At 65.5% G+C, this 22,467-nt stretch carries 20 protein-coding genes; 3 read left to right on the plus strand and 17 right to left on the minus strand.

What is annotated here, in order from left to right; genetic code table 11:
- The 3 genes from G0A00_RS12615 to G0A00_RS12625 form a co-directional block, all read right to left on the minus strand.
- Complete coding sequence (locus G0A00_RS12615; RefSeq protein WP_164181367.1) at nucleotides 1-963, minus strand: ABC transporter ATP-binding protein; 963 nt, start codon at nucleotides 961-963, stop codon at nucleotides 1-3.
- Entirely contained in the window at nucleotides 960-1,919 is a 960-nt protein-coding gene (locus G0A00_RS12620; protein ID WP_164181365.1) for an HlyD family secretion protein, read from the minus strand. Before G0A00_RS12620 ends, G0A00_RS12615 begins: the two co-directional genes overlap by 4 nt.
- Nucleotides 1,920-2,083: 164 nt before the next feature.
- On the minus strand, nucleotides 2,084-3,511 hold the full coding sequence (locus G0A00_RS12625; protein WP_164181364.1) for a sodium:alanine symporter family protein: 1,428 nt from the start codon (nucleotides 3,509-3,511) through the stop codon (nucleotides 2,084-2,086).
- 143 nt (nucleotides 3,512-3,654) lie between these two features.
- On the opposite strand from G0A00_RS12625, the gene G0A00_RS12630 reads away from it, so the two are divergent.
- Entirely contained in the window at nucleotides 3,655-4,467 is an 813-nt protein-coding gene (locus G0A00_RS12630; protein ID WP_164214205.1) for a helix-turn-helix transcriptional regulator, read from the plus strand.
- A gap of 19 nt (nucleotides 4,468-4,486) precedes the next feature.
- Here the strand turns inward: G0A00_RS12630 and G0A00_RS12635 are convergent, their stop codons facing one another.
- Complete coding sequence (locus tag G0A00_RS12635; RefSeq protein WP_368667697.1) at nucleotides 4,487-5,440, minus strand: asparaginase; 954 nt, start codon at nucleotides 5,438-5,440, stop codon at nucleotides 4,487-4,489.
- A 213-nt stretch (nucleotides 5,441-5,653) separates the two neighbouring features.
- Between G0A00_RS12635 and G0A00_RS12640 the strand changes: the two genes are divergently transcribed.
- Nucleotides 5,654-7,003: an aspartate ammonia-lyase gene (locus tag G0A00_RS12640; RefSeq protein WP_164181360.1), complete on the plus strand. Its 1,350-nt coding sequence runs from the start codon at nucleotides 5,654-5,656 to the stop codon at nucleotides 7,001-7,003.
- Nucleotides 7,004-7,063: 60 nt separating this feature from the next.
- Here the strand turns inward: G0A00_RS12640 and G0A00_RS12645 are convergent, their stop codons facing one another.
- The 13 genes from G0A00_RS12645 to G0A00_RS12705 form a co-directional block, all read right to left on the minus strand.
- Nucleotides 7,064-8,995, minus strand: a complete 1,932-nt coding sequence (locus G0A00_RS12645) for a DUF3604 domain-containing protein (RefSeq protein ID WP_164181358.1) — start codon at nucleotides 8,993-8,995, stop codon at nucleotides 7,064-7,066.
- A gap of 222 nt (nucleotides 8,996-9,217) precedes the next feature.
- Complete coding sequence (locus G0A00_RS12650) at nucleotides 9,218-10,018, minus strand: SDR family NAD(P)-dependent oxidoreductase (RefSeq protein ID WP_164181356.1); 801 nt, start codon at nucleotides 10,016-10,018, stop codon at nucleotides 9,218-9,220.
- On the minus strand, nucleotides 10,015-10,893 hold the full coding sequence (locus G0A00_RS12655) for an amidohydrolase (RefSeq protein WP_164181354.1): 879 nt from the start codon (nucleotides 10,891-10,893) through the stop codon (nucleotides 10,015-10,017). Before G0A00_RS12655 ends, G0A00_RS12650 begins: the two co-directional genes overlap by 4 nt.
- Nucleotides 10,890-11,453, minus strand: a complete 564-nt coding sequence (locus tag G0A00_RS12660) for a carboxymuconolactone decarboxylase family protein (RefSeq protein ID WP_164181352.1) — start codon at nucleotides 11,451-11,453, stop codon at nucleotides 10,890-10,892. Before G0A00_RS12660 ends, G0A00_RS12655 begins: the two co-directional genes overlap by 4 nt.
- Nucleotides 11,450-12,106, minus strand: a complete 657-nt coding sequence (locus G0A00_RS12665; RefSeq protein ID WP_235953029.1) for a glutathione S-transferase N-terminal domain-containing protein — start codon at nucleotides 12,104-12,106, stop codon at nucleotides 11,450-11,452. The genes G0A00_RS12660 and G0A00_RS12665 overlap by 4 nt, the downstream gene beginning before the upstream one ends.
- On the minus strand, nucleotides 12,103-13,413 hold the full coding sequence (locus tag G0A00_RS12670) for a TRAP transporter large permease (protein ID WP_066107242.1): 1,311 nt from the start codon (nucleotides 13,411-13,413) through the stop codon (nucleotides 12,103-12,105). The genes G0A00_RS12665 and G0A00_RS12670 overlap by 4 nt, the downstream gene beginning before the upstream one ends.
- Nucleotides 13,410-13,934 (minus strand): TRAP transporter small permease subunit, encoded by a 525-nt coding sequence (locus G0A00_RS12675; protein ID WP_066107245.1) that lies wholly within the window; start codon nucleotides 13,932-13,934, stop codon nucleotides 13,410-13,412. The genes G0A00_RS12670 and G0A00_RS12675 overlap by 4 nt, the downstream gene beginning before the upstream one ends.
- Nucleotides 13,935-14,006: 72 nt before the next feature.
- Nucleotides 14,007-15,038, minus strand: a complete 1,032-nt coding sequence (locus tag G0A00_RS12680; protein WP_164181350.1) for a C4-dicarboxylate TRAP transporter substrate-binding protein — start codon at nucleotides 15,036-15,038, stop codon at nucleotides 14,007-14,009.
- Nucleotides 15,039-15,153: 115 nt separating this feature from the next.
- On the minus strand, nucleotides 15,154-16,095 hold the full coding sequence (locus G0A00_RS12685) for a LysR family transcriptional regulator (protein ID WP_164181349.1): 942 nt from the start codon (nucleotides 16,093-16,095) through the stop codon (nucleotides 15,154-15,156).
- 17 nt (nucleotides 16,096-16,112) lie between these two features.
- Entirely contained in the window at nucleotides 16,113-16,712 is a 600-nt protein-coding gene (locus G0A00_RS12690; protein ID WP_164181347.1) for a flavin reductase family protein, read from the minus strand.
- Nucleotides 16,713-16,945: 233 nt separating this feature from the next.
- Entirely contained in the window at nucleotides 16,946-18,595 is a 1,650-nt protein-coding gene (locus tag G0A00_RS12695) for a hypothetical protein (RefSeq protein WP_164181345.1), read from the minus strand.
- Nucleotides 18,596-19,570: 975 nt separating this feature from the next.
- Nucleotides 19,571-20,284 carry a tRNA (guanosine(46)-N(7))-methyltransferase TrmB gene (locus G0A00_RS12700; RefSeq protein WP_164181343.1) on the minus strand — a complete coding sequence of 238 codons (714 nt, stop codon included), beginning with the start codon at nucleotides 20,282-20,284 and terminating at the stop codon, nucleotides 19,571-19,573.
- Nucleotides 20,285-20,400: 116 nt separating this feature from the next.
- Nucleotides 20,401-21,441, minus strand: coding sequence for an aldo/keto reductase (locus tag G0A00_RS12705; protein ID WP_164181341.1), 1,041 nt, complete (start codon nucleotides 21,439-21,441; stop codon nucleotides 20,401-20,403).
- 166 nt (nucleotides 21,442-21,607) lie between these two features.
- Between G0A00_RS12705 and G0A00_RS12710 the strand changes: the two genes are divergently transcribed.
- Nucleotides 21,608-22,354: an SDR family NAD(P)-dependent oxidoreductase gene (locus G0A00_RS12710; RefSeq protein ID WP_164181339.1), complete on the plus strand. Its 747-nt coding sequence runs from the start codon at nucleotides 21,608-21,610 to the stop codon at nucleotides 22,352-22,354.
- The last annotated feature ends 113 nt before the right edge of the window (nucleotides 22,355-22,467 follow it).

Consider the following 22,467-nt stretch of genomic DNA (forward strand, 5'->3'; position numbering starts at 1 on the left):
TCATCGCCCGGCCCCGGCGGTTTCGGCGGGTTCGGCGGCCTTTACTGGCCGCTGCGTTGCCAGCACGAAGACATCCTCGAGGTTCGGCGCAATGGCCCGCACCTGCGTGCCCGGATGCGCGCTCAGCGCCTGCTGCACCAGCCCGACCGGATCGCCTGTACCTTGCGCCACCAGCACCCGCAGCCGTGCGCCGATCTGCGCCACCGAGATGATCCCCTGCTGTCCGCTCAATGCCCGGCCAATGTGGCGGGGATCGTCTGCGGCCACCTCCACCGCGCGCCCCTCGATCCGCGCCATAAGCTCATGCGGCGTGCCGTCGGCGCATTTGCGGCCCCGGTCGAGGATGGCGATGCGGTGGCACCGCTCGGCTTCATCCATCAGATGCGTCGAGACGATCATCGTGGTGCCTTTGTCCACCAGATCGAACAGCCGCTCCCAGAAGGCACGGCGGGTCTCGGGATCCACCGCCGCCGTGGGCTCATCGAGGAACAGCAGTTCGGGCTCATGCATGACCGTCGCCGCCAGCGCGAGGCGCTGCCGCTGCCCGCCGCTGAGCGATCCGGCCAGAACATGGGCCTGTTCGGTCAGCGTGTAAGTCTCCAGCAGTTCGGCGATGCGGCGGCGTTTGGCTTTGGCTGGCAGATCGTGGATGTCGGCGATGAACCGCAGGTTCTCGAGCACGGTGAGGTCGCGGTAGTGGGTGAAACCCTGCGTCATATAGCCGATGCGCCGCTTCACCGCTTCGGCTTCGCCCGGCAGCCGCGCGCCCAGCACCTCGGCGTGTCCCTCTGTGGGCGTCAGCAGTCCGGTGAGCATCCGCATGGCGGTGGTCTTGCCAGAGCCATTGGGACCGAGCAGGCCATAGACCACCCCCTTCGGGATCGCGAGGTCGAGCCGGTCGACGGCGGTCTTCTCGCCAAAGCGTCGGCTCAGGCCGAAGGTCTGGGCGACATTTGCGGTCATGGCAGCGCCGCCGAAACCGGCAGCCCCGCCGGCAGATCCGCCGCCGCCTCGGGCAGCGCGACCTCAGCCGGATAGACCAGACGGCTGCGCTGCTCTTGGTTGAGCGCGTAATAGGGCGTGAAGGCGGGCTCGTTGCTGATCCACCGCAGGGTGCCCTCATAGGCCTGCTCGGCGCCGTCGAGCCGGACACTGACGGGATCGCCGATCGAAAGCCCTGCCCGCCGCGTCTCGGGCACATAGACGCGGGCATAGGGCCGGTCGTCGGTGAGCAGCACCGCCACCGGGCTGCCCAGCGGCACGCGCTCGCCCCGGTTCCACGGCAGGCTGTCGAGCAGACCGTCGCGCGAGGCGCGGATGGTCAGGTCCGACAGCCGTGTGCGTTCCGCCGCCACCTGCGCCTCGGCCGCGGTCACCTTGGCCTCGGCAATGCGGATATCTTCGGGCCGCGCGCCGGTCCTGAGTTCCTGCAATGTCTGCTCGGCGCTGGTCAGCTCGGCAAGCGCAGAGTTGCGCCGCGCCACGTCCTGATCGAGCCGTGCGGCGGTGACGGTGCCGGTCTCCAGCAGGCGGGCGTTGCGATCGTAGCTGGCCTGCGCCTCCTGATAGACTGCCCGCGCGCCTTCGACCCGCGCCTCGGCGATGGCAATCTCTTCGGACCGCGCGCCGGTCTGCATGCGTTCAAGGTCGGCCTGTGCCTCGGCAAGCTGCGCCTGCGCCACCGCCAGTTCGGCCTGCTGCAGCGTATCGTCGAGCTGGACCAGAACGTCCCCGGCGGCGACCGCGCTGCCCTCGGCGACGGGCAGTCCTATGATGATCTCGTTGGCGGTGGCCGTCAGCACGACCCGCTCGCGCATCAGAAGGCCAAGCGCCACATCCGGCCCGCGGCTCTCGCAGGACGGCAGGGCGAGCGGCAGCAGCAGCGCCGGTGCCGCCAGTAGCCTCAGCAATGCGATCATGACCGTCCCCTCCTCACGCGCCCGCAGGCCAAGCCTCGCGCGCCCGGTCCTGCACGTCCATGACTTTGATCAAAGCCTTGCCTCGGGAGCCTTGCACGGATCGGCACAGCAAAAGGGCCGCTGCAAAGCGGCCCTTTGAGAGGTTTCGACAGATGCGCTGCGGCTCAGTTCGCCGTGCCGCGCCATGCGTCGCGGTCGATGTCGAGGTCGGCGTAATCGTCCGGGTTCAGCACCGGACGGTCGACGCCCGCCTTGAGCTGTGCCCGGAAGTCGCGCAGCAGGCGCAGCGCCACCGGGAAGAGCATCATGATCGCCAGAAGGTTCACCACCGCCAGCACGCCCATCATCGGATCGGAGAAGAAGAACACCGCCGTCGCGCCGGGCGCCACCGCGCCGACAAAGACGATGGCCATGATCGCCAGACGGAAGAGCACCAGCGACACCGGGTGCTTGGACAGCACGCTCAGGGCGTTCTCGCCGAGGTAGTAGTTGTAGATGATCGACGAGAAGGCGAAGAGCAGGATCGCCCCGGTCAGGAAATACTGCGCCCATGCCCCGAGGTGCGACACCAGCGATTGCTGCGTCAGCGCCACGCCGTCGATGCCTTCGGCTCCGGGCACGTAGACGTCGCCCAGCAGGATGATGAAGGCGGTGCACGAGCAGATCAGGATGGTGTCGATGAACACCGAGAAGGACTGCGTGATGCCTTGGCTGATGGGGTGGCGCACTTCGGCGGTGGCCGCCACGTTGGGCGCCGAGCCGAGGCCCGCTTCATTCGAGAAGAGCCCGCGCCGCAGACCCTGCGCCAGAGCCGCGCCCATGCCGCCGCCAACCGCCTGCTCGAAGCCGAAAGCGTTGCTGACGATCGACGAGATCACGCCGGGGATCTCGGTGATGTTGAGCACGATGACGATCAGCGCCAACGCCAGATAGCCTACCGCCATGATCGGCACGATCACGTCCGAGGCCTTGGCGATGCGGTGGATGCCGCCGAAAATGATCGCGCCCGCGATCAGCGACAGCGCGATGCCGGTCCACAGACGATCGATGCCGAGGCTGTCCTGAACGGCGCCCGCCACGGTGTTGCCCTGAAAGGCGTTGAAGCCGAAGCCGAAGGCCGCGATCAGGCAGATCGCGTAGACCACCGCCAGCCAGCGGAACTCTTTGCCCAGACCGTGGATGATCGACAGCGCCGGGCCGCCGCGGAAGGTGGTCTCGTCGACGCGGCGCTTGAACAGCTGCGCGAGCGAGCATTCGACGAGGCTGGTGGCCATGCCGACCAGCGCCACCGCCCACATCCAGAAGACGGCGCCGGGCCCGCCAAGGGTGATCGCCACGGCGACGCCCGCGATGTTGCCGCCGCCGACGCGACCGCCGACCGAAACCAGCAGCGCCTCACGCGCCGAGATGCGGCTCGGGTCATCCGAGTTGTTGGCGCTGCTCAGCACGCGGAACATGCGTCCGAAGAAGCGGAACTGGACGAAGCCGGTCGCCAGTGTGATGAAGCAGCCAAAGATCACGAGGATCGGGATCAGCGACCAGCCCCAGGTGAGATCCCCGATCTTGCCGAAGATCATTTCCAGAAATTCCATGCACTCCTCCTAGGTCTATGCGGTCAGTTTCACGCGGATTGGCGCGCACACTAGGCAGGCAAAAGCGGAATACCATTTCACTAGCTTGCGCCCCCCTGACGCGGGTTGATACGGGGGCGCATCAACTAGCGAAGGATGTGCGTATGTCGCGCGATCTGCCCCGGAACCTCAGGCTGCTTTGCAGTTACCATAAGTCGATTGCCGAGGTGTGCAGACAGCTTGGAGTGAATCGCTCGCAGTTCAACCGCTACCTTTCGGGCGAGACCTTTCCCTCGCTGCGGCTGATGCAGCGTATGTGCGATTTCTTTGGCGTGGACGAGAGCGAGCTGCTGCTGCCGCACGCCCAGTTCGCAGAGATGGTGCGCCTGCGCCCCGGCCATATCGCCGCCACGGTCGAGCGCAACGTGGTGGCCACCACGGCCAATGACATCAGGCTCGACTCGCAGCGCGCGCTGCAGGCCTACACGGGCACCTACCGGGTCTATTACAACTCGATGTCGCATCCGGGGCAGATCCTGCTCTCGGTCGGGCGCATCTACGCGACGCCCTTCGGGGTGAACGTGAAGACCATCGAGAACGTCGGCAAGCCGGGGCGGTCGAAATTCACCTGCAAGTACCAAGGCGCCTGCTTTGTGCTGGGCGACCGGATCTTCATGACGGTTATGGAGACGCTGACCCGCAACGAGGTGATGCAGATCATCCTCTATCCCAGCTACAACAACCGCATCCGCTATCTGACCGGCGTGGTCTCGGGCGTGGCGGCGCGGGCGCCGCGGCCTCCGGCGGCGACGCAGATCGTCTTTGAATACCTCGGCGACAAGGCGGACCTGCGGCGCGAGATCCGGCGCAGCGCACTTTACGCGCCCGACAGCCCCGACATCCCCGAAGAGGTGCGCGACATGCTGGGCTCGTGGGAGCAGCGCCGCGGCCCGCTGATCGAGGCGCCGCTGGCCTGAGGCCCAAGCGCCCTAAGGCTTAAGCCGTGCGCATCTCGCCACAGACCGGGGTTTCGAGGAAGGCGCGGCACTGGTCGAAACTGGCGTGCAGCGACAGCGCGTAGTGCAGCTTGGCATAGGCCATCTCGGGCGTCATGTCGCGCCCGTCGATCACGCCGCTCTCGCGCAGCACCCCGCCTGCCGCATAGGTGCCGAGGCTGATGCCGCCCTCGGGGCTCTGGCTGACCGCCACCACGGGCACCTGCCGCTGAGCCGCCAGCGCCAGCGCGGCGCGCAACTGCGGCGTGTCCGGCGCGGTGCCGGCGCCGTAGCAGCGCAGCACGATGCCATCGCATTGCTCTGCCGCGAAGCGCAGCACATCGGTGCAAGCGCCGGGCGCGATGGACAGCACGGCGACACGGTGTGGTAGCACCTCAACCGCCATGGGTTCCGCCGCCCGGGACAGCGGCGCTGCGGCACTCTCTGCCGCGACGAAGGCATCCAGCGCAGAGGAATGCGCCTTGCGCACGCGCGCGCCATGCAAAAGCCGTCCGGCGAATTGCACCCAGACACCCGGGGCCGCGCGCGTCGCGGCATTGAGCGCATCGGCAAGGTTGTCCCACCCGTCGCTGCCCTCCACCGTCAGCGGCAGCATCGACCCGGTCACGATCACCGGCTTTGTGAGCCCGCGCAGCGCGAGACACAGCGCAGCGGCACTGAAGGCCAGCGTGTCGGTGCCATGGGTCACGACGACGCCGTCAAACTCGGCCTGCGCGTCGGCCAAGAGGCGGCTGAGGCGGTTCCATTCGCGCGGCGTTGCCTCGGCGCTGTCGATCAGCCGATCGAGCTGGCGCAGCGTGACCTCCTGCGGAATGCGCCCCTCGGCTTGGAGCCGCTGCAGCGCGTCCTCGATCACCCCGGCCTGCGGCGCGAAGCCCTGCGGCGTCGCCGCCATGCCGATGGTGCCCCCGGTGTGAATCAGCAGAAGTCGCACGTGTCCCCTTTCGCGTTGCGCGGCGCGGCGGCCGCGGGCCTGTCTCTCGAATTTTCCGGCGCCGGGCCAGATGCCCCGGCAGAGCCGCCTGACGCGGACCATGCCCGGGGTCGCGTCAACCAGCGTCACCTTCGCCGCTACCATAGAGATTGCACGTTGCCACCGCATCCCGGCGCGGTAAACGCCGCCGCGAAGTCACCGGGAGGGAAGACGATGCGAACCGAATTCGATTCACTGGGCCACTATGAGGTGCCCGACGATGCGCTCTACGGCATTCACACCATGCGCGCCTATGACAACTTCCGGATCTCGGATGTGCCGGTTTCCGAGTTCCCCGAGCTTGTGCGCAGCCTTGCCATGGTCAAGAAAGCGGCGGCGGCGGCGAACCACCGTCTGGGCGTGCTGAGCGCCGAGAAGACCCATGCCATCGACGTCGCCTGCGACGCGCTTCTGGCGGGCGAGCACCACGAGCATTTCATCGTCGATATGATGCAGGGCGGCGCGGGCACTTCGACCAACATGAACGCCAATGAGGTGATCGCCAACCTCGGCCTGCGCCACATGGGCCATCCGCCGGGCAGCTACGCGCAACTGCACCCCAATGACGACGTGAACAAGTCGCAGTCCACCAATGACGCCTACCCCACCGCGCTTCGCCTTGCGGTGCTACAGCGGCTCGAGGGGCTCTCGGTCGAGCATCAGCGCCTGTGCGACGCCTTCGCCGCCAAGGCCGAAGAGTTCGACGCCATCCCCAAGCTGGGCCGCACCCAGTTGCAGGACGCGGTGCCGATGACACTCGGACAGGAATTCCGCTCTTTCGCCAACACTATCGAGGAAGATATCGAGCGGCTGCGCGACGTGTCGGACCTGCTGATGGAAGTGAACCTCGGCGGCACTGCCATCGGCACCGGGGTCAACGCGCCCTTGGGCTATGCCGCCGTGGCGGTGGAAGAGTTGCGCCGGGTCTCGGGGCTGCCGCTGCGGCAGGCGCGCGATCTGGTCGAAGCCTCGTCGGACCTCGGCGGCTTCGTGGCCTTCTCTGGCATCCTCAAGCGGGTGGCGGTGAAACTCTCGAAAATCTGCAACGACCTTCGTCTGCTCAGTTCGGGCCCGCGCTCGGGGTTTGGCGAGATCCGCCTGCCCGCGGTGCAGGCCGGCTCGTCGATCATGCCGGGCAAGGTAAACCCGGTGATCCCCGAGGTGGTCAATCAGGTGGCCTATCAGGTGATCGGCAACGATCTGACCGTGACCATGGCTGCCGAGGCGGGACAGCTGCAGCTCAACGCGATGGAGCCGGTGGCGATCCTCAACATTCTGCAGTCGATCCGTATCCTCAAGCGCGCCATGGCCTGCCTGACCGACCGCTGCGTGGTGGGCATCGAAGCCGACGAAGCGCGCTGCCGCGGCCTGCTGGAGAACAGCCTCGCCGTCGCGACCTCGCTGGTGCCGCAGATCGGCTATGAGAGCGCGGCGCGCGTCGCCAAACACGCGCTGAACAGCGGAATATCGGTACATGAAGCGCTGAGGGAACTGGGCATCGAGGCCGAGCCGCTGGCCTCCTGAGCCGACCTTCCGCCGATCCCAGAACGGGCGACCCTTTGGCCGCCCGCTCCAAAAGCGCGATCAGCCCGGCGCGTACCAGATCGGCGAGGTATAGGCGCGCTCGGTGGTGATCATCGGCACCTCTTCGGGCATCTCGACGCCAAAGCGTTTCGCCTCATAAGCGGTCCAGCGCGGCGTCGGGATCTCGATCACCCGCGCGTAGTAGAAGGCAGGCAACGCCGCATCGAACTCTGGATCCTGCCAGACGCCGATCAACTCGGGCGCGCCGATGGTGTTGGTCCAGCTCGCGTTGGCCACATCGACCGTATTGCCCACATCCGGCAACTTGCCGTTTTCGTCCGGCGCCCGGTCACCCGACCAGACCACGTCGAAGACCTTTTCATGGGTCTCGCCTTCGGCGTCGATCCAGCCTTTCACCACCTGAATGCGGTCAAGGTTGCCCGACAGCGGATCCTTCAGCGCAGCCATCAGAAAGCTGGGCGCGGCGCCATCCGGAGCAGACCCGAGATCGCCGCCCATGGGCACGCCCTTGGCATAGCCCGCGTCCGCCGGAAGGCGGCTGATCGTGTCGGCCTCGGAAAAGTCGTAGCCGCCGAAGAAGCGCACCGTCATGCGCGAACCGGTGGTCGCATAGGTCTCTTTGCGCATCATCGCGTCGAAGATCGCGGCGCGGGTGTTCTCGGAGGCCCAGACCGCGCCGAGGCCGCCCGCCGCCTGCTTCCAGCCGTAGATGGTCAGCGAGGGATCGGGCGCTTCGATCACCACATGCTCCCAGCGGTGCGGCTCGGGCTCGACGCCCGAATGCTTGCCAAAGAAGTTGTCCTCCTGCGCCGTGGCCATGCCGGTGTGCGAGTCCGTGGCGCCGACCATGCCGAACTTGAACGGGTTCACCCCTAGGTCGCGCTCGATGGCAAGCCCGCGCTTGAGCGCCTCGCGGGCGTATTCCCCGGCGAGCATGTCGGGCGTCTTCACCTCGGTGCCATTGAGGTTCGAGGCGTCCCAAGTATCGTGATCGGCGAACTCGTCATCCGGGCTGAGGAAAGGATGCGCCTCGCCGTCGCCCTTGATCTGGGTCGGCTCGTAAAGCGGCTCGAACCGCGCGCGCATCTGCGCGATCTCTTCGGTCAGGGCCGAGCCGTCATAGGCATTCATCGAGAACATCCGCCCGTTCGACAGGTTGCCATTGTGCGGGATGGCCAGCACCTCGGCGCCGCTGCGTGCCTCATAGTCGGCGAGATAGTTCCAGAGGTCTTCGGGGTTCTTGCTGTCATATTGCGAGAAGGGCCGGGTCTGGTTCGCGCGCGCCGCATCGTCGCGGAACAGCACGTTGCGGTGCAGGTTGTTGGCGCCCTCGGTGGTGTATTCATAGCCAATGATCGCCGAGAAGACGCCCGGCTCGTTGTAGCGGTCGGCGAGCGCGGTGTAATTCTCCCACGCGTGCTTGATGGCCTTGGGATTGTCGATCGGCGGCTCTTCCCCCGACAGCGAGGCGACGATCTCCATCGCGGTGTCGAAGGCTTTCTGCGCATCCCCGGCGGTCAGCGCCTCGTGCCAAAGCCGCCCCTGCTCGGTGGCGAGCACCTGCGCATCGCCCGACAGAAGCTGCGGCATCAGCCCGTACATCTCGGCGTGGTCGGAGATCACCAGCCAGTCGAGCGGACGCGACAGCTTGGCCCGCAGCCCGTGGGTGGTGGTCACCTCCTCACCGCGCGCGAAGCGATAGGCATCTTCCTGCGACAGCCGCGTCATGGTGCCCGCGTCGACCGAAACCATCGTGTGCAGGTGCGAGTCCCCCCAGAGCGGCATCTGCGGGAAGTTGCGCCCGGCGTAGGGCGAGAAGGCGTCGGGCGCGAGCACCACTTCGGTGTCCGCCTGCTCGGTGGAATACTCCTGCGCGGCGGCGCCCAAGGCCCCCAGACCGAGCGCGGCCGCGCTGAGCGTGAGCGCGGCGCGACTGGATAAGGTGTATATTTGATTAAAGAATATTGGCATTGAATGTTTCCTCCCCAAGACATTTTCTCAAAGGAAGCACCAAGAACCCCACACCGGGGTTTGTATCACATTTTCCCATGCCACGGGATGAATATGAGCGCGGGCGCGCCCGAGTTGGGGCCGAGACTTCCGGTCCCGGCCCTGCTCAAGCTTCGTCTTCGCTCAGCCCGCCAAAGGGCCGCCGTGCTTGTGACGCGCCGCTTGGCTTGTGCGTGGAAACCGTCAGTCGCAGCGCACCGACATGCCGCCGTCGACGACGATCTCGGTGCCGGTGACAAAGCGCGCCTCGTCGGAGGCGAGGAAGAGCGCCGCATTCGCCGTGTCGCGCCCGTCGCCCATCCAGCCCATCGGGATCCGCGCCAGCCGCTGCGCCAGCAGCGCGTCCACATCGCCGCCCGCGCGCTGGCCGGCCAGCCGCGCCTCGACCATCGGCGTGTGCAACTGCCCCGGCACCACCGTGTTCACCCGCACGCCCTTGGGCGCGTATTCCACCGCCGTGACCTTGCCGAACTGGATCACCGCCGCCTTCGACGAGGCATAGGCCACCTGCGCCGCACCGGTCCAACGGGTGCCCGAGGTCGAAGAGGTGTTGACGATCGCGCCTGAGCCCTGCGCCTCCATATGCGGCAGCACCGATTTGCAGGTCAGGAAGACGGACTTCAGGTTGAAATCCATCTGCCGATCCCAGTCGTCCTCGGAAAGCTGCGCCGCGCCGCCCTTGAACGAGCCGCCGACGTTGTTGACCAGAATGTCGACCCTGCCAAAGCGCGCGATGCAGGCCGCCACCATGGCCTCGACGCTGGCGCGGTCGGTGACGTCGCAGAGGTAGGGTTCCACTTCACCGCCCGCATCGCGGGTGCGGCTCAGGGTCTCTTCCATCGTGTCGGCGCGCAGATCGACGGCGAAGATCTTTGCGCCCTCCTCGGCAAAGCGCACGCAGGCGGCGCGGCCATTGCCCCAGCCCGGCCCGACACAGCCCGCGCCGGTGATGATGGCGACCTTGCCTTCGAGCCGCCGGGTCATGCGAGGTCTCCGAAGTCGTAGAGCCGTGCGGGGTTGTCCACGAGCAGACGCTGGAGCGCATCCGCCGTCGGGGCGATCACCTTCAGCGTATCGACCAGCACGCCATCGTCCGGCGGTGCGGCGCGGAAGTTCGGATGCGGCCAGTCGGTGCCCCAGATGGTGCGCTCGGGGTAGAGCGCGACCAGTCTGGCGGCAAAGGGCGTTGCGTCAGCATAGGGCGGTTCCTGAACCGAGCAGCGCTCGGATCCCGACACCTTGAGCCAGATATGCTCGTTCTCGCCCAGCCGGATGAGATCCTGAAACGGTGCCTGATCCATCCCGAGGCTGGCGTCGATGCGGCCCATGTGGTCAATCACCACTGGGCACGGCAGGTCGGCCAGCACTTGCGCAAGCTCGGCGATCAGCGTTGCCTCCATATGGATCAGCAGCTGCCAGCCGTGCTGCGCCAGCCGCGGTGCCAGCGCGCGCAACTGGTCGTGGGTGGCGCCGGGCGCGAGATGAGACATGTAGTTGAAGCGCACGCCGCGAAAGCCCTCCGCGTGCATCTCGGCGATCTGCGCATCGGTGATCTCGGGCGAGGCCAGCGCAATGCCGAGGTACCGCCCCGGTCGCGCTGCCATGGCGTCGGCCACCACCGAATTGTCATGGCCGTGACAGCCGGACTGGACGATCACGCAGCGGTCGATCCCCAGCATGTCATGCAGCGCGAAAAGCTCTTCCTTGGGCGCATCGCCGGGCTTGAAGCCGCTCTCGGGCGCATAGGGAAAACGGGAGGTGGGACCGAAGACATGCACATGGCAGTCGGTGGCGCCCTTGGGCAGGGTCAGCGTCGGGGCGCTGCGGTCCGGGTTCCAAGTGATCGGGGCGTCGTTCATGTCAGCTCCTTCGGCGCGTCTTGGGGCGGGGAGATGCGGAACACGTTGAGCGTGGCAGAGATCAGCGTGTAGTAGCCGATGACCCCCACCAGATCGACGAGCCGCTGCGTGCCGAGCACCGCTTCGGCTTCGGCGTAAAGCGCATCGGGCACGTTGTTGGTCGTCAGCACAGAGACGGCGACGAGGTGGGTCACGCGCTCTTCGGCGTCACCGTAGGGCGGCTCGGCGCCGGCGCGCAGCGCCTCGACCAGATCGGGCGAGAGACCGGCCTTGAGCGCCGGGGGCTTATGCGCGAACCACTCGTATTCGGCGCTCCAGTGACGGGCCATGGTGAGGATCGCCAGCTCGCTCAGCCGTGGCTCCAGCGCGCTGTCATAGCGGCAGTACCGCCCAAGCTCCTGCGCCTTGGCGGCCAGCTCGGGGCGGTGCAGCCAGACCGCGAGCGGCCCGCGCACGCCGCCGCGCGGGCCTGAGGCGATGGCCTCGTGGATCTCGCGCTGGCGGTCGGTGTAGGTTTCGGGATCGGGCGCCGCGAGGCGCTGTTTCGGCCAATCGGTCATTGCGGGGCCTCCGTTGCCTTGAATGCGGGTTCGGCGGCGGCGAAGCGCTCGAGCCAAGACGCCAGTTCGGGCCAACGGTCGCGCCACAGGACGGGCGCGCGCCAGTCGAGGTAGCCAAGCGCGCAGGCCAGCGAGATCGCCGCCGCGTCGGTACGGGCCGGGTCCGGCGGCAAGGCGGCGAGCGACGAAAGCCCGCGCTCGACCTTGCCACGCTGATGCGCCAGCCAGTCCTCCGAGATTTTCTCGGCGCTGCGGAAGCGCCCTTCGTAGACCATCAGCAGCGCCGCATCGGTGACGCCGTCGGCAAGGCACGCGCGGGTCAGGCAATGAAAGCGCGCCCGCCCCTCACGCGGGATGAGGCCGCGCCCCTCGGCGAGCGTGTCGAAGAACTCGAGGATCACCCGGCTGTCGTAGAGCGTCTCGCCATCGGTCATCAGGCAGGGCATCTTGCCCAGCGGATTCTGCTGGCGCAGGTCGTCGGCAGGGTCGCGGGTGTCGGCGGCGACCAGTTCGATCCGGTCCGAAAGCCCCAGCACCTGCGCCGCCATCCGCACCTTGCGCCCATAGGGAGAGGTCAGCGTGGTGCGCAGGATCGCCCGGCCGCCCTCCCCCGCGCCGCACAGCGCGAGGGGTTTGTCGAGGGTCATGCTCATAGCATCGTCTCCGGCAGGAAGAGCGCGATTTGCGGCACCAGACACAGCAGCACCAGCATCGCAAAGCCCGCCAGCACGAAGGGCAGCAGCCCTTTGAACACCTGCTCCAGCGACACCCGCCCGTTCGAGGCCGATTGCACCACGAAGCAGTTGATCCCCACCGGCGGCGTCACCGCGCCGATCTCGACCAGCAGCACCACGAAGATGCCGAACCAGATCGGATCGAAGCCGAGGTTCATCATCACCGGGTGGGTGATCGGCAGGGTGATGGCGAGCAGTGCGGGCGCGTCCATCATCATCCCCAGCGCGAGGTAGATCAGCGAGACCAGCAGCACGATCACCCAGCGGTTCACGTCGAGCCCGGTCAGATAGCCGCCCACCGCATTCGCGACGCCCGAGAGCGCAAGGAACTTCGAGAAGACCAGCGCGCAGATCAGGATGCCGAAGATCATCGCCGAGGTCTGGATCGTTTCCAGCAGCGTCTTGCGCAGCTCCACGCCCTTGATCCCCCGGTGCCGGATGATCGCCAGCAGGAAGGTGGCAAAGGCGCCGATGCCGCCCGCCTCGGTCGGGGTGAAGATGCCGACGTAAAGGCCCACCACGATCAGCAGGATGATCAGCACCAGCGGACCGGCCAGCTTCAGCGAGGCGAATTTCTCGCGCAGGGTGAAGCTGTAGCTCTCTTGCGGTGCCAGCGACGGGTTGCGCAGCACGGTCAGCCAGATTGCGAGGCAGAGCACGATGGCGAAGACGATGCCGGGGATGAAGCCCGCGATCAGCAGCGCGCCGATCGAACTGTCGGTGAGGATGCCATAGACCACCACCAGCGCCGAGGGTGGGATCATCACCGCCAATGTGCCCGCGATGGCAATCGAGGCCGAGGCGAGGCTCTTGTCGTAGCCCCGGTCAAGCATCTGCGGCAGCGCCAGCTTGGTGAAGACGGTCGCCGTGCCCACCGAGGAGCCCGAGGCCGCGCCGAAGGCCGCAGCGCCAAGCGTCGTCGAGATCGCCAGACCGCCGCGCAGGTTGCCGAGCCATTTGGTGGTGGCCTCGAAAAGGTCCTCGCCGAGGCCCGCGCGCATGGCGAAAAAGCCCATGAGCAGGAACAGCGGGATGACCGAGAAGTGGAAGCTGTGGGTGGTGTCGAAGAAGACGGTGCCAAGGATCGCCGTCGCGGCCTTGAAGCCGACGAGCGAGGCAAGGCCGAAAGCGCCCACGAGGCCCAGCACCACCATCACGTTGATGCCCAGCAGGATGCCGCCGAACAGTCCGGCCACGCCAATCCCGCCAATCAGGAGCGAGCTCATTCCATCACCTCATCAGAGTCATCGTCGAGAGTTCCGCCAAGCGCCACCCAGATCCCGTCGAGCAAGTACTGGATCGCCAGCAGGCCAAGGCCAAAGCAGATCGCGAATTTGATCGGCCAGATCGGGAAGCGGATCGAGCCGCGTTCAAGCTCGCCAATGGCGAAGCTCTTGGCCGCCATCAGCCAGCCCGCGTAGGCGGCCCATGCGAACAGCACAAAGCCCGCCAGCATCGCCAGCACCTTTGCAGCGCGCGCGAGGCCGTGCGGCAGGCGCTGGGTCAGCAGCACCACCTTGATGTGGCCGCCATGCATCTGGGTCAGCGCCAGCGACAGGAAGATGATCAGCGGCAGCGCGCTTTCGGTCAGCTCCAGCGTGCCGGTGACCGGCTGGTTGAAGACGTAGCGCATCACCACATTGGCCACGACGAGCAGCATGACCGCGAAGATCAGCACGCCCGAGGCGAGGCCGCATAGCGACAGGAATGCGCCGTAGCGACGGCGCAGGGTTTCTAGCGTTTGCATCTTTCGGGACTCTTTCGAGGGAGAGGTCCCGCGCCGGGGGTACGCTTTGGCGCGGGACCGGTCACGTCCGGATCAGGACGGTGTGTCGAAGTCGAAGCTCTTGGCGATCTCGTCAGCCGGAACGCCGAGGCCGTTCGCCTTGTCGATCCATTCCTGACGCACGTCCTGCACGCCAGCGTCGTCCAGAACGCCCAGCAGTTCTTCTTGCGGGAAGGGGATCACCTCGACGCCCAACTCGCCTGTCCAAAGCTCGCGCACGCGCGCCGCGTCTTCGTCGAGCACGCGGGCGTATTCCACGAGGTAGTCCTTGCCGAGCTGGTCGATGACAGCCTTGGTCTCGTCGTCCATCCCGTTGTAGCTGTCGAGGTTCATCGCCAGCAGGTGGCCAAAGGAGGCGCCCAGCGGGATCTCGATGTAGTATTTGGCAACCTCGTCGTACTTCCAACCGCGCGCCAGCGCCGGGCCGATGGGGGTGCAGTCGATGATCGAGCGCTGCAGAGCCTCATAGGCCTCGGAGGTGGCGATCGACACCGGCGACGCGCCGAGCGCCTCGATCAGCTTGGGATAGGCAAAGCCATAAGAACGGATACGCAGGCCCTTCATGTCCGCCGCGCTCTTTACCGGCTTGGTGCAGAGCAGGCCGTAATCCTCGAGCGGACGGAAGCCGAAGGCGTGCAGGTTCTGGCTTTCCAGCTCTTCGCTGAACTGCGGATAGGTGGCGTGCATCTCTTCCATGAACTGCCCCACTTCGAGGGTGTTCATCGGCTGCGGGATGAAGAAGCCGACCGCGTTGTTGAGCGGCATGAGATCGGGGAAATAGGGGGTGATGATGTCGCCGAAATCACCGACGCCCGCGGCCAGCGCCTCGGGGATCTCGCGGGTCTTGGCGACCGATCCGCCCCAGAACACCTCGATGCTGTGCGTGCCGCCGGTGCGCTCGGCGAACTGATCAACGAGCCACTGCGTGGTGATCGCCTGCGCGTCGCCCGCGCCCTGCGGCTTGAAGGTGATCCATTTGTAGGTGTCCGCCTGTGCCATGCTGGCAAGGCCGGTTGCCGTCGCGAGCGCAAGCGCCGACGACCGCAGGAATGCGTTCAGAGACATGTGTCCTCCCAAGGTTGCGGACCCTCCTCCGGGCCCGTCTGAGGCGATAGTCGGGGATCGCCAGAGATAATTCAAATACTGTAATATGATCGACGCGATACCTTTTAGGTATTGCTCAGCGCCAGATGCCGGACGCCACAAGTTCGCCGACGATGTCACGCACCAGAGCCTCGACCACCTGAATTGCCTTCTTGCCGCGCTGGTCGGCCTTGGTGGCGGTGCAGAGCGTCCATGCCATCTGCGGCTTTACGATGGGCCGCGCCTCGAGCGTGCCGTTCTGCACCTCCGAGAGCACCCCGCCATAGGTCAGGATGGTGAACCCATGGCCGTGCCGGACCAAGGATTTCAGGTGCCACACCCCATCCACCCGCTGCACGATGTTCAATTCGGCGCCGATCTCGTCGGCGTGCTTGTCGACGAGGATGCGCAGAAAGTTGGGGCGGCTCGGCATGATCAGCGGCATCGCCGCGGCCTCGGCGAGCGTATAGCTGTCCTTGTCGAGCGCGCCGCAGGGGCCGACGACATTGAGGTGCTCGACCAGAAGCTCCGTGGTGACGATGTCGTCCTGCAGCGGCGCGTCATGCATCACCGCCAGTCCGATCTCGCCTTGCGAAAGCTTGTGCTCGAGCGCGTTCGAGAACCCCTCGACGAAGCGTAGCTCGATCTCGGGATACTCGGCTTTGACCCGCGACAGCAGCGGCGGGGTGATGAACTCTCCCGGCGTCGGAGGCATCCCGACCACGACCACCCCTTGCGGGCGATCGGCATGGGCGGTGACATCGTGATGCGCCTGCGCGATCTGCGCCATGATCGCATAGGCGCGGCGCTGGAGGATCTCGCCCGCTTCGGTCAGTTCCATCCCCCGCGCCGTGCGGTTGAAGACCTTGAGCCCCAGATCGCTTTCGAGCCGGGCGATCTGGCGGCTGAGCGCGGGCTGGGCGATGCGCAGCCGCTCGGACGCGCGCGTCATGTTCTTTTCCTCCGCGACGCAGAGGAAATAGCGCAGGGTGCGCAGTTCTGGCTGCCAGTCGCGCAGCGTGCTTCCAGTCTCGACCATCTCCCCCCTTCCCCGGCTCAGTCGTCGGGCCGGATAAGCTCCCACGCCTCGGTGACGGTGGCATAGTCGCGATAGCCCATGCGCGAAATCGGCCGGGCCTTCACCGTGTCGAAGCGCCCGCCGGTGATGTATTCGTCGCGGATGTGGGTCTGCACCACTTGCCCGATGACCATGAAGCGGTTGATCGGCGTGCCGGTCCGGTCGGTGAGTTCGGTCACCGAAAGCGTCACGCATTCCAGCGCCGCCGGGCTTTCGGCGACGAAGGGCGCATTGATCTCGATGCTGGTGCCGAGGGTCAGCCCCGCCTTCTCGAACTCATTGGCGCCGTCGGGCATGGCTTCGGAGGAGATATTCATCTCCTGCGCCAGCGCCTCGGTCGCCAGCGAGAAGGTGAACTCACCCTGATCGCGCGCATTGATCACCGAGTGCTTCAGCCCGTCCGAGGTGAAGCAGAGCATATGCGGGCTGTTGCCGATGGCGTTGAAGAAGGAATAGGGCCCGAGGTTCGGCACACCTTCGGCATTGCGCGTGCCGATCCAGCCGATGGGACGCGGCGCGATGATCGCTTTGAACGGGTCAAACGTCAGGATGTCGGGGCGGGTATCGCCGTAATGCATGGGGCCTCCTCGGGAATTCACCCGCTTTTCTAGGGCGAAGCAGGACCGAAAGACCATGGCTTTCGCAGCGTCGCTGCGATTCAGGGCCGCATCGCTAAGGCCGATGCCGAAAGGTCTTGGCGCAGCAGAACAAGCGAGGCCGCACGTAATAGCTGCGGCAGAGTGCCCATTCAGACAAACTCGGGCGACGCCAACAAAGCGCCGCCCGAAGCAGCCATGACCGGGACGAGCGATCAGGCGAAGACTGCGTCGCTTGGCGTAAAGGCGAGCGTGTCGATGCGGAGCGGCTCGCTGCCGCGATCTCCGCTGCCATAGAAGATGATCTCGTCGCCCGCTTCGATATCGACATCCTTGATCATGCGGTAAGTGAGTGTCTTCGCATCGGCGTAGGCACTGCCAAGGTTCTGGTCCCAGTACCATGCGTCGAGCACTTCGTCATTGAGACGCACCTCAAGGTAGGACACCCCGTCATTCTCATCGAAGTAATCGATGCGCATGTCGTAGGTGCCCGACTCGCCGTCGAACGTGGTGGTTGCCGTCCCCTCGTCCAGCGATCTGATGACCCTGCGTCCCGAAGCATGCCCCAAGCTGGCGGTGGAGAAACCCCCGGAAAGGTCAAAGTCCTCTGCCTCGATGCTGAAGGCCGCGGCAGAGCCCGTGCTGTTGCCACTGGCGCTCTGTGTCTGCTCGCCGACGCCGGTATCCTCTGTGCTCTCTTCCGGGCTGTAACTCACGTCGACCGAGACGGTCGGTGCGGCACCAGAGCCATCGAGCAGCCCGTTGATGTAATCCTCGATATTGGCGATGCCGTTCCCATCCGCATCGGCCTGCGCGTCGGCCTTGGTGACGTCGGAGCCCAGCAGCACCTCATGGACGTCAGGGATGCCGTCGTCGTCGCTGTCGCGCAGCACCAAGGACGTGACACGGTCAAGATAACCACCGACGTCCTTTGGCGCGTCAATGAGTGTGCCGATATCCTTCAGCACCGTGTCGATGATCCGCGCGTCGATCTTGCTGCGCTCACCGCCGATCATCACCCCGGCGTGCGACAGCACCCAATCGAGAACCTCGCTTGTCGGCAAGACCTCCTCTGTCGCAGCATCGAACACGAGGCCGCTCTTGATCTTGCCGGTCGCATTGCCACCGATTTCAGAGATATTGTTCGAAATATAGAAGGCGTTGTCGCCCGAACCGGTGTTGAACCGGATCGCCGCACGTCCGTTTGAATCTTCCCCGGAAATCATCACGTTACCGATGGCGTGAAGGCTGCCGCCATAGACCTCGAGCCCCTGCCGACCGTAGTTGTAGACGACGTTGTTGATGAATTCGATGTTCTCGGAGGCGTCTTTGACGATCGCGTTGCGCTGATCATTGCTGGCCAGCAGGTTGCCGATGATGCTGATATTCGTGCTGCCATCGCCGATCAGCATTCCCATGCTGTGATCGCCCTTCGAGTGCGAGGAATTCACCAGACCTTCGGCGATGATGTTGTTGGACCAAGTGACATTGCTGGGGGCACCCCAGGTCGCTGTGTTCTCGTCGATCGCCCAAGAGATCGAGTTGCTGTCAATGATGACATTCTCGACCACATTCCCCCGCTTGCCGACGGAAATACCATCGCGGTTGTCCGGATCGTGCCCGTCGTCCGAGTCGCCCGGCCGCACGTTCATGCCGCGGATGATCACATTGCTTTCGACAACCCGAAGCCGTGCCCCGGTGACGGTGATCCCACCCGGCGCGGTTTGCCCGGCCAAAGTGACATCGCCGTTAATTTGAATCTCGTCCTTGAGGTCGATTTGTCCACCGACTTCGAACACCACGATCCGCGGCCCGTCGAGGTCCTCGAGGGCCCACCGCAGCGAGCCCGTACCGGAGTCATTCAAATTTGTAACCTTAACAACCTCTCCGCCACGCCCCCCGGTCGTGTCCGCACCAAATCCTTGCGCTCCCTCGAACGCCAAAGCTTTATTGTTTTCAATGCCCATCTGAAACTTAATCCCGAATTTCATCCTAAGGTTGCAAGCTCTTGGTCCAACGTGTAAATTGGCCCCAGCCGACATCCGCCCAGACACGTCTTTCAATGGGAAGCTTTGCGGGTTTTTCCGGGTGATTTACCGCCGACACAAAGCGGGCGGTTCTGCGCTCAATTGCAGAATTTCGAGCGATCGGGCGATAATTTCGGCCTGCGGCTGGCGTGGCCCAGGCAGTCACATCGCGGCCTTTGAATTTCCCGAAGTGAAACAATTAGGTATTTTCGCACTATGTACGGAAACGGTAAAAATGCGGCTGAAACCGGCTCAGCGAAGGCTCGCCGAGCGGCTCTGAGCGAAGTTTCGCGCTAGCACTGGTCACAAAATAGGCATTGGCGCAATTATTGGCGTTCTGCGCATGACCCCCGAGCAGCTTTGTCCGCGTTGATCAATGCACAGGCGCAGATGACGGGGCCGTCGACGCGCGGCCCAATGTTCGGAACATTTGCAGCAAAGCGAACCCATGCCGCGCGCGCCGGAGCCAAATGATATAAGCGCTCGCAGATTTTGAAGCTGGAAGGCCCCGGACCCGGAGGGAAACCGGTTCGGGGCCTTCTCGCTGTCCGCACCACCATGGCAGGCGTGCCTGCCCTGCCATAGCGACGGGTCTCAGAACGTCATTGCGGACGCCCCTCTGAAGGCGTGCGCAGCGGCGTTACGGGACAGATACCGCCGATACTCCCGGTTGAAGCGGTTCTCCAGCCCCAATCGTCGTTCCGTCCCGTCTTCGACAGTTTTACTTGTCTGCGCGCTCGCCTTCAAGTTGCAAGAACCCGCCTCACGCGGGAACGCGGCACGTTCCGAGGGCCCAGAGGCAGAGCGCCCGGCTCAGCGCCGGCGGAAGGTCATGTAGTGGGGCGTACGGCCTTCGCGCAGGGCCTTCTGCTCGTAGCGGGTCGAGATCCAGTCGCCCCAAGGCTCGCGCCAGTCGGCGGGGCCTTCGGCGAGCCATTCGAACCCTGCTTTCGGCACTTCGACCATGGTCTGGCGCACGTAGTCGGGGATGTCGGTGGCAACGCGGAAGATCGCGCCCGGCTTCATCGCCTTCGCCAGCGGCTCAAGGTGCTCTTGCGTGACGAAGCGGCGGCGGTGGTGCTTCTTCTTCGGCCAAGGGTCGGGATAGAGAAGGAATGCCCGGTCGAGGCACCCATCTGGCAGCACGTCGAAGAGGTTGCGCGCATCGCCCGGATAGACCTTGAGGTTGTCCACCTTCGCGTCGCGGATCTTGCCCAGCAGCATGGCGACGCCATTGATGTAGGGCTCGCAGCCGATGATCCCCACGTCGCGATTGCTGGCGGCCTGATGCACCAGATGCTCGCCGCCGCCAAAGCCGACCTCGAGCCATACCGGCTTGCCGCCGAACATGGCGTCCATGTCGAGGGCGTCGCGCTCGGGGTTCACCTCCCAATCCACCGGCCCCGGCGACAGCGCCGCCAGATCCTCTTCGAGGTAGGTCTCTTGGCTCGGACGCAGGGTCTTGCCCTTCACGCGGCCATAGAAATTGCGCCAAGGGGCGCCGGGATGCTTGTTCGAGGTGGTCATGCGCCGCGATTTAACGGCGAAGCGGGCGCGGAGCAATCCTCTCCGCGCCCTTTTGTGCTGGGGCATGCGCGTCCCGCTGCCGCGATGGCTTTGGTTGGCCCGCGCGATGCCGCCCCTCAGTAGGGGAACGGATGCGCCTTATGGGTGGCGTCGATACGTTCGAGCAGCTCGTCGGACAGTGTGACCTCCGCCGCGCCGAGCAGATGCTCGAGCTGGCCGAGGGTGGTCGCGCCGAAGATCGACGAGGCCACGAAGGGCCGCCGCGCCGACCACGCCAGCGCCATATGCACCGGGTCGATGTCGAACTCGCGGGCAAGCTCGAGATAGGCCGCCACCGCCGGGAAGACACGCTCGGAGGCGCGTCCGCCCAGATCGCCGTTGATCGACATGCGCGAGGCTTCGGGCACCGCGCCATCCTGATATTTGCCGGTCAACAGCCCGGCCCCGAGCGGCGAATAAGGCAGCAGGCCCACGTCTTCGTTGACCATCAGCTCGCCAAGATCGGTGTCGGCCATCCGGTAGAGCAGAGAATATTCGTTCTGCACCGAGGCGACACGCGGGCCGCCCACCTCATCAGCCATGCGCAGCCATTCCGCGGTGCCCCAAGCGCTGTCGTTCGACAGACCGAAGGCGCGGATCGTACCACGTTCGACCTCGCGCTGCAGCGCACCGAGCGCGTCAGCCATATGCTGGCGCGTCGCCTCGCGGTCCTGTTTCCACGGTGCGAAGGTCCAGTTCTGGCGGAAGGCATAGCTGCCGCGGTTCGGCCAGTGGAACTGATAAAGGTCGATATAGTCGGTCTTCAGCCGCTTCAGCGAGGATTCGACCGCCACCGGGATCGTCTCGGAACTGATCGGGGCCTCATCGCGGACCAACTTGGACGGCCCGGTGTGCTTGCTGGCGAGGATCCATTCACCGCGGCGACCGCTCTTCTCGAACCAGTCGCCGAGGATTTCCTCGGTCCGGCCCACGGTCTCGGCGCGCACCGGGTTCACCGGGTACATCTCGGCGGTGTCCATGAAATTGATGCCCGCGTCGAGCGCGCGCTCGATCTGCGCAAAGGCGTCCTCGGGCGGCGTCTGGTTGCCATAGGTCATCGTCCCGAGGCAGAGCTCGGTCACCGACATGCCGGTACGGCCCAGCGGATTTTTCTTCATTGGGAGTCTCCTGTTAGCGCAGGGGCGGACACTAGTGGCCTTTGCCGCTTTGCCAAGCCCCCGAGATGCACAGTGACTCTGCGGCAATGCGCTTTGCACAGACCGCAGGCACTCGATAAGTCCTGAATAAGTCCGGACAAGCCCGGCAGTTCAAGGAGAACATCTCATGCCTTCCATGCGTTTCGACCGTCAGACCGCCATCGTCACCGGCGCGGCCTCCGGCATCGGTGCTGCCATCGCCGAGCGGCTTGCCGCCGAAGGGGCCACCGTCATCATCGCCGATCTCAAGCTGGACGCAGCCGAAGCCATGGCCAAGACCCTGCCCCGCGCCATCGGCATTGCCGTGGATGTCTCGGACGAGGCATCGGTGGCCGCGCTGATCGAGAAGACCGTGAAGCATACCGGGCGGCTCGACCTGCTGGTCAACAACGCCGGGATCGGCGGCCCCGCCGCCACGGTCGGCGACTACCCCACGGACGCTTGGCGCAAGGTGATCGACGTGAACCTCAGCGGTGTCTTCTACGGCATGCATTTCGCCATCCCCGAGATGAAGAAGACCGGCGGCGGCGCAATCGTCAACATCGCCTCGATCCTCGGCTCGGTCGGCATCCCCATGTCGCCCGCCTATGTCGCCGCGAAACACGGCGTGGTCGGGCTGACCAAAGGCGCGGCGCTGGAGCACGCGAGCGACAAGATCCGGGTCAATTCCGTTGGGCCCGCATTCATCCACACGCCGCTGCTGGACCAAACGCTGGACGCGGCGACGCAGGATCACCTTGCCGGGCTGCACGCGATGAAACGCATGGGCACCCCCGAGGAAGTGGCCGCGCTGGTCGCCTTCCTGCTCTCGGACGAGGCGAGCTTCATCACCGGCTCTTACCATCTGGCCGACGGCGGCTACACGGCGCAGTAATTGCGCCTGCCTCGCGGCCTTTTCGCCTGTGAGATAAACCTGTGAGATAAAAACGACTCCGCCCTGTCGCCTTCGGTCGCGACAGGGCGGCGCGGGCATGGCCCTAAGCCCCT

The organism is Salipiger sp. PrR002 (assembly GCF_010500775.1).
Lineage (GTDB): Bacteria > Pseudomonadota > Alphaproteobacteria > Rhodobacterales > Rhodobacteraceae > Salipiger.